This is a genomic window from Candidatus Darwinibacter acetoxidans (assembly GCF_041936445.1).
GTDB lineage: Bacteria > Bacillota > Limnochordia > Darwinibacteriales > Darwinibacteriaceae > DTU010.
Window position 1 is genome coordinate 1 of record NZ_JBHGXH010000095.1, and the last position, 3,458, is coordinate 3,458.

Annotated in this window: 5 protein-coding genes; 4 read left to right on the top strand and 1 reads right to left on the bottom strand. The window is 52.1% G+C overall.

The genetic code is table 11. The annotated features are described in order from the left end of the window. Window positions 1–484 (bottom strand): hypothetical protein (locus ACE4YL_RS02900; RefSeq protein ID WP_461369187.1); only part of this gene is annotated, 484 nt, incomplete at its 3' end. A 77-nt stretch (window positions 485–561) separates the two neighbouring features. Here ACE4YL_RS02900 and ACE4YL_RS02905 point away from each other — a divergent pair. The 4 genes from ACE4YL_RS02905 to ACE4YL_RS02920 all read left to right on the top strand — a co-directional run bounded on the left by ACE4YL_RS02905 (window position 562) and on the right by ACE4YL_RS02920 (window position 3,308). After that, window positions 562–753 carry a helix-turn-helix domain-containing protein gene (locus ACE4YL_RS02905; RefSeq protein WP_461369188.1) on the top strand — a complete coding sequence of 64 codons (192 nt, stop codon included), beginning with the start codon at window positions 562–564 and terminating at the stop codon, window positions 751–753. Between the two features lie 55 nt (window positions 754–808). After that, window positions 809–1,240 (top strand): hypothetical protein, encoded by a 432-nt coding sequence (locus tag ACE4YL_RS02910; protein ID WP_461369189.1) that lies wholly within the window; start codon window positions 809–811, stop codon window positions 1,238–1,240. Between the two features lie 62 nt (window positions 1,241–1,302). Then, window positions 1,303–1,812 carry a hypothetical protein gene (locus ACE4YL_RS02915; protein WP_461369190.1) on the top strand — a complete coding sequence of 170 codons (510 nt, stop codon included), beginning with the start codon at window positions 1,303–1,305 and terminating at the stop codon, window positions 1,810–1,812. Next, window positions 1,809–3,308 (top strand): DNA primase family protein, encoded by a 1,500-nt coding sequence (locus ACE4YL_RS02920; protein WP_461369191.1) that lies wholly within the window; start codon window positions 1,809–1,811, stop codon window positions 3,306–3,308. Before ACE4YL_RS02915 ends, ACE4YL_RS02920 begins: the two co-directional genes overlap by 4 nt. The last annotated feature ends 150 nt before the right edge of the window (window positions 3,309–3,458 follow it).

Sequence of the window (3,458 nt, forward strand, 5' to 3'; positions counted from 1 at the left end):
TGACACTCAGGGAAAGACCCTCCTTCTTTCGGGTAGACTCAATCCATTCTGGGACCTCTTCCGGCCTGAGCAGTTGGCCGTTTAGGACTTCCTGACGGAAGGCTTGAATCTCTTCCTCTTTGTCAGCTAACACAGCGATAATATCTGATAGTGCCCGAAAACGTCTATCAGGAGGCGCTTCCCTTGCCGGTGTTAGCTTCGGGCTTCCCCGTTGCGCGGGTAGTCTGGGACCCTGCTTTAGGCTTGCGTAATAATAGTAATTATCGATTTCCTGTTCAACGATTTCTAGAAGGTAGCGAAGTCCCGCTCCAGGCCTTTCACGGTCTTCCTCTTCTTCCTCATTAGCAACGTCTATATGGCCTTTTTTAGAAGATTCAATCCGTTTCCAGATCTTATTCCAGTCTTCTCCCAAGGCTTCTATGTCCTTTTCTAATGCCTTTTCGACTTCTGCCTTCCACTTCTGAGCGGTTCTATAGTGTGTCATATTAGATACCCCCTAAAGTGTAAAACCCTGTCCTATAATACACCTAGAGATCAACAAAGTCAACAGGGGTGAGTAAGGTGACAAAGCGGTTGTTGAGCGTGCGGGAAGCGGCGGGGCCGAATTGGCTGAACTGCAATCCCAAGACCGTATACAGACTTGCGAGACGTGCAGACTTCCCTGCTTTGAGAGTAGGGGAAAAAAGGATCATGATACCTGTTGAGCTTCTGGAAAAGTGGATTCAGCGCCAGGCAGAAGCGCCTTTGGACTAGTTGCTGCTACGCTGTAACACAGGGGAACTGTCTCCATTCTTAAGGAGGCGTCTACATGAGCGTCACTACGAGGACCCTAATTGAGTATGGACAAGAGCAGGCTGAAGCCCGGAAGAAGAGGCGCAAGCGGATTGACAATCCCAGTGCTTGGTTCGGTGGGGGAATTAAGGGTGTCGAGATTGTCCTGGCCCAAGCGAAAGAACTATACCCTGACTTGGACTTGAAACCCGACAGTGTGCGCACATGGACCAAGCGAGGACTGATTCCTAAGCCGTGGGTTAAATCCCTCGGAAAGAAGAAGGGCACTCAATCCTTCTATCCCTTGGATACCCCCCGACAATTAGCTACAGCAGCACACTTGCAGGCACAGGGCTACAAGCAAAGGGAGATCGCGGAAGCCCGGGAAGCGTTCTTGAGTGGTGCTTCCGAGCGGGGAGATCCTTGTCTGGAGGCTTATGGCCGGGTTTATCGGCAGATTTTAGATTGAATTGTTTAGGTGGTCCTCCGGCTTGAGCGGCCGGGGGTTTTGTTATTGAAGGAGGGGCCGTGATGAATGTGCAAGACTTTTTAGCCTTGTTAAAGGGTGTCAAACAAGTGGGGCCAGATAGGTGGACAGCCCTCTGCCCGGGCCATGATGACCGTTCTCCTTCCCTGTCAATTCGTGAGGCCGGAGACGGGAAAATTTTGCTTACATGCTGGTCCTGTTGCACTGCGGAAGAGATCGTTGCTGCATTAGGCCTGACTATGGCTGACCTATTCCCCGACAATAGCCGACATATTCGCGGGGAAAAGAGGCCCAGGCCGTCACGCAAGGAGAAGGAGCTTCGTGAGCTTGCAGCCCGCTTTGATCGGGCCTGTGCTAATGCCCATAGAAGGCTTGCGGTCCTCTTTCGTGCTATCGGGTGGATCTTCGCCACGTATGGTCTTGACGTCACACTAGACGAGGCCAGGTGGATCTGGGAGCTTCCGCACATGGAACACGTGTTAGACCAGCTTCTACTTGGTGATCCGGAAGAGAAGTTTGCAGGCTTGCAGGCTGCGGGGCGGTGGTTGGCTTGACCCTCAGCTTCATTCGGGAAACAGTGGCAGGCGCCGACAAAGAGGATCTCTTAAAGGTTGTCGAGAGATACGGGGGAAACGTGATGAAGCCTGAGGAGGAGTTGACGCTGGACGCAGAAGCGCCGGACATTAACCTGACCGACTTAGGCAATGCGAGGAGACTTGTAGTGCAACATGGAGAGAACATTCGATACTGTCACCCTGAGTCACGCTGGTATGTCTGGAATGAACGTGTATGGAAGCCTGATGATACAGCAGCCGTCTTTCGACTGGCAAAGGACACTGTTGGAAGCATTTATATTGAGGCAGGCCAGACTGACGATGAAGATAAGCGGAAGGCCGTTGCTAAACATGCTTTTAGGTCCGAGAGTCTTTCCAGGCTGCAATCTATGATTGCGCTGGCTTCTTCTGAGCCGGGAATTCCTGTCCTGAGGGAACAGATGAACCGGGACCCGTGGCTGCTGACAGCGGAGAATGGGACCCTGGACCTTAGAACCGGTGAGCTACGACCCCATAAACGCGAGGACTTCATCACTAAGTGCATTCCCATTCGATATGACGAAGCAGCGTCAGCGCCGACCTTCAAGCGGGCTTTGATGGAGATAATGAATGGCAGGCTGGACCTTGTGAATTACTTACGGCGGGTGTGCGGGTATACGTTGACGGGTGATGTGAGCGCGAAAGCGTTGTTTATCCTGTATGGGCGGGGTGATAACGGCAAGAGCCTATTCCTGGAAATCCTTCGTGAACTTCTAGGACCCTTCGCTGTAGTGGCCGAGCCAAACCTATTGATGAGCAGGCGCGGGGAGGCGCACCCTACGGGTGTTGCGAAGCTATGGGGCGCAAGACTGGCGATTGCCACTGAGACCACAGAGAACAGGAGTTTCAACGAAGCGCTGGTCAAGCAGTTGACGGGAGGAGATACACTGACGGGCCGGTTTATGAGGCAAGACTTCTTTGACTTCAAGCCAACTCACAAGTTGTTCCTAGCAACGAATCACAGGCCGATTGTCAGAGGAACGGACCGGGCTATATGGGAGCGCATTCACCTTATCCCCTTTGATGTGACATTCCACAAGCCTGAGACCGGGAAAGAGCCGGTTGCTGACCCTATGATGCTGGACAAGCTACGGGCCGAACTTCCGGGGATTCTTGCCTGGGCCGTGAAGGGTTGCCTTGAATGGCAGAAAGACGGCCTAAGACCGCCGGCTGAAGTTGTATCGGCCACTGATGAATATCGGGCAGAAATGGACGTTGTAGCACAGTTTCTTGAGGACTGCTGCATACTGGAGCCTAATGCACAGGCAGGCGCGACAGACCTATACACTGCATATAAGAATTGGTGTAGCGCTAACGGTGAGCGGTGGTTGAGTCAAAGGCTTTTCGGTGGCCGGTTGAATGAGCGGGGATATGAAAGCAGACGAGGCGCCGGCGGGACATGGATCTACGATGGAATAGGAATTGTCCAAGACTATTCAGAAATGTCAGCATATTAGGCGGGAATTGGTGTGTTTCCGCAAGAAAAAGGAAATAACTAGGTGACAATAGTGACGGAAGTGACGGAAGTGACCCTGGAACCCATATAAGCATATAGAGATATGGTTTCTATATGTGCTATATAGAAACTAACGTAACTTCCGTAACTT

Coding starts and splice junctions, on each gene's coding strand:
- ACE4YL_RS02910 (WP_461369189.1), top strand. CDS start 809: ATGAGCGTCACTACGAGGACCCTAATTGAGTATGGACAAGAGCAGGCT.
- ACE4YL_RS02915 (WP_461369190.1), top strand. CDS start 1,303: ATGAATGTGCAAGACTTTTTAGCCTTGTTAAAGGGTGTCAAACAAGTG.